4 protein-coding genes are annotated in these 3,206 nt (G+C 50.0%); all 4 read right to left on the bottom strand.

The features are described 5' to 3' along the window. Positions 1-206, bottom strand: a 206-nt coding sequence (locus tag HMPREF0080_RS10260; RefSeq protein WP_006790421.1) for a hypothetical protein, incomplete at its 3' end; no start/stop codon positions are given. Beyond that, positions 206-1,978 (bottom strand): hypothetical protein, encoded by a 1,773-nt coding sequence (locus HMPREF0080_RS09180; protein ID WP_050808829.1) that lies wholly within the window; start codon positions 1,976-1,978, stop codon positions 206-208. The genes HMPREF0080_RS10260 and HMPREF0080_RS09180, both read right to left, overlap by 1 nt. Further along, positions 1,944-2,492: an ESPR domain-containing protein gene (locus HMPREF0080_RS09175; protein ID WP_006790419.1), complete on the bottom strand. Its 549-nt coding sequence runs from the start codon at positions 2,490-2,492 to the stop codon at positions 1,944-1,946. The genes HMPREF0080_RS09180 and HMPREF0080_RS09175 overlap by 35 nt, the downstream gene beginning before the upstream one ends. 220 nt (positions 2,493-2,712) lie before the next feature. Beyond that, positions 2,713-3,206, bottom strand: a 494-nt coding sequence (locus HMPREF0080_RS05950) for an S-layer homology domain-containing protein (protein WP_040347386.1), incomplete at its 5' end; no start/stop codon positions are given.

The following is a 3,206-nucleotide window of genomic DNA, read 5'->3' as shown; positions in this document are numbered from 1 at the left end:
GCGGCGGCCGTCGCTTTCCATGTTGCCGACGTATCCGCAGAAGCCGTATCGGTTGACGGATCGAAACCGGCAATTCCCTTATCAATGGAAGCCACGGAATCCGCGCCGAGCGCTACGCCGCCGTCTTTTTCCACATCCGTATTGTAGCCGAGCATCACCGCATTGCTTATGTTCGCTGTATGCTTTTTAATCGGTACATTTTCCATCACACCTTATATTTCTTTTCAAGAATAACATTGCCCGAAGCATCTTTCATCGTATACGTTTTCTCTACAGTCTTCTTTTCCGTAGCCATGGATCCAAGGATTACATTATTTTTGCCGCCGTCCATATGGTGATAATCCCCGATTACGACATCGGCCGTACTGCCTGACATATTATTCCCGGTACCCATCATAGACATACGTTCCACATTCGTACCTGTATTTCCATATCCGTTGATCGTATTATTGATGCTGGGTGTATTTCCTGTACCGGTAAGGATATTTCCGGAGCCGATGATCTGGGAATGGACAGCATAATCTGAGGTATTTCCGTTCCCCATGGTCACTACGGAACCGCCGCCGGTCGACATGGCCAGTCCCATTGCTTTCCTGAGCTCATCATGACCCAGCGGTCCTTCTCCTATAGCATACCTCTGTCCTCCTCCAAATATGGTATCACCCCAATGTTCGTTCATACTGTTTCCATCTTCATCGATCGGCGCCGTCCCGAAAGAATGCGTAACGCTATTGCCCGCGCCGAAAACGAGTGCCCCATTGGCGCCTTCTGTTTTATTCAGGGTACCGACGACGGTGTTTGCCATCCCATCATTCTGGTCCGCCTTATTTGACGCTACGGTATTAAGACCGCCATAGACAGAAGCCAGATAGCCGTCATAGCCGGAGCCTGCCTCCACAATGGATTTGATCCCTGTCACGGTCTCCTGCCAGCCATAAGCTTTTGCGCCATGGCCAAGAGCCACATTCATTCCGCCGCCGTCTCTGGTCCCGCTCTGGGCATGATACCCGACAACGACACTGGCATGTTTCTGCCCGATATCGGGATCGGCCTTTTCTTCCGGTGTCATGGAACCGATAACGACGGATTCTTTAATCGCTGATAACTTCTGGTTATCCCCGATCACGATACCCGAACTAGGATTGACCGCTTTGTTATTATTCCCGATAACGGTCAGGCTCTCATACCCTTTCATGTAGGTGTCGTTGCCGGAAATATCATTCCCCTTGCCGATCACAAGGTCGGACACATTCTTCGTCCTTTCTTCCTGTTTCCCGGAAACTGTACCGGCATTTCTATCGGTAATCTTATTGCTGTCCCCGATAACGGTCTGGCTCTTGCTGTTCTTGACAGTATTATCGGAGCCGATTACGGACAAATGCTCGGCGTTGGTTCCTGTATTTCTATAACCGTTCAGTAAATTGTAAGAAGCCTTCTGCGCGGCGGTTCCTTTCAGGGTATTTCCCACACCGATCAGCTGGGAGCGGTATGCGTAGTCCGCTTTATTTCCGCCGCCGAGAGCCATCACGGCGCCGCCGGAATCATTTCTCCGTATATCCTCCCTGAGTTTTTCCGCCAATTCTTTGGGACTGTTGAGCCCCACAAACGACATGGGATCCGCTATATTGTCCACTGAATTGGTCACTTCATTGCCCGCGCCGAAAACCAGGGTACCGTTTGCGTTGTGGGTCCGATTGGCAGTCCCTACGACCGCATTGGCGATTCCCGATACACTGCTGCCTGACGTTTTTGATTCAATGCTGTTAAAGGATCCGTTGATGACCGCCCCGAAATTCTGGGCAGCAGATCCCTGGTTCGTATCTCCGTCATACGCATTCGTCATGATGGAGTAGGCGCCGGTCGTCGTCGCAAACGCACCGGCAGAATAACTGTTCAGTCCAACGGTGGTCGCGCCTACCAAGACGGACAGTTTACGCTTTTCATTATCCGTATTGGAATTTACCGTAGTATCTCCCAAGGCGCCGATAATACTTATGGTCGCCGATCATCACGCCGCTGCGGGCATAGGTATTCTGACCGATGGCAATCCCCGCCGGCAGCAAGTGATCCGTACGGAGCGGATCCGTCGAATGCATCCCGAAACGGAATATTTTGTCCTGCGTTCCCCACATGTTTTCTACAAAAGCATTCTTGCCGATAGCGATACTGCCTTCCTGCATGACATAATCATCAATCTGGGCATGATCGCCTATCGCAATGGCCCCGTTCTTCGTGCTGTTATTTCTTAAGTCAGTCCCATTCCCGATTTTAATATTCTGATTCCCCGGTTCTACAAACGTATTGACCCCGTCAAGCGCCGCGGATACAGAACTTACAGAAATCCCGGTCAATAAAAAAACCGCCAAAACCGCTGCCAGCGTGTTTCCGGAGGCTCTTACCCTGCCGCTTTTTTTCGCTGTTCCCGCCAATTCCGAAACGACGACATAACAGCCTTTTACCTTGCTCCACACGACCCTGTAAATCCGATTCATGAATCCACACTCCTTTTTTTACATCTTAAATTATAAATTTTGTGCGTTAAACGTTTATAAAATGTCAATTTATTGTAACACATAATTCAGGAAATGGAAAGCCGGTCTTCCTCAACGACTTCTTTTTCGGTATAAAAACTGACAGCATCGGCACAGTATAGCCGATGCTGTCAGAAAGCCGGGGATTTTCCCCATTATGCTGTTCTTGTTATGTCAGAAATCATTTCGCTTCAGGTGAAATATGCGAGCCGTATACGTCTCGATACTCGTTTTTATCCTTATGATCCTCGTTGTTTACACGCACGCGTTCCACTTTGTGGCGGTTATTATCCCCGCCGGAAACACGGTCTACACGGAAACGGTACGCTTCTCTCACCTTTTCGATTTCAGGGCCGAATTCATCCATGGCCTTGCCCATATTCCCGTCGACAGGTGCGCCGTTCTGTAATGCGCGGTAAATGATGGCCGCAAATTCATACCGTGTCATAGAACGATCACCCTTGAATTCGCCGTCAGGATATCCTTCCAGAAGGCCTCTGTCCGCCAGGGATTTCACATACTGATACGCCCAGTGATCTTTCGGCACGTCGGGGAAGTCCACGTCTACGTGCTTTCCTGCCATCTGCCCGATGATCTGACGGAATTGTTCATTCTGTGCTTCCAAACGGGTAACCGCGTCTTTCAGGTCGACGATTTCCTTGGCCATGGCCACCT

This window comes from Megasphaera geminata F0357 (genome assembly GCF_000239275.1).
GTDB lineage: Bacteria > Bacillota > Negativicutes > Veillonellales > Megasphaeraceae > Megasphaera > Megasphaera geminata.
The sequence above is the reverse complement of the archived record's forward strand: the minus strand, read 5'-3'. Positions and strand labels throughout refer to the sequence as shown.

Excerpts from the sequence above, each read along its gene's own strand:
- HMPREF0080_RS09175 (WP_006790419.1), bottom strand. The coding sequence starts at position 2,492 with ATGAATCGGATTTACAGGGTCGTGTGGAGCAAGGTAAAAGGCTGTTAT.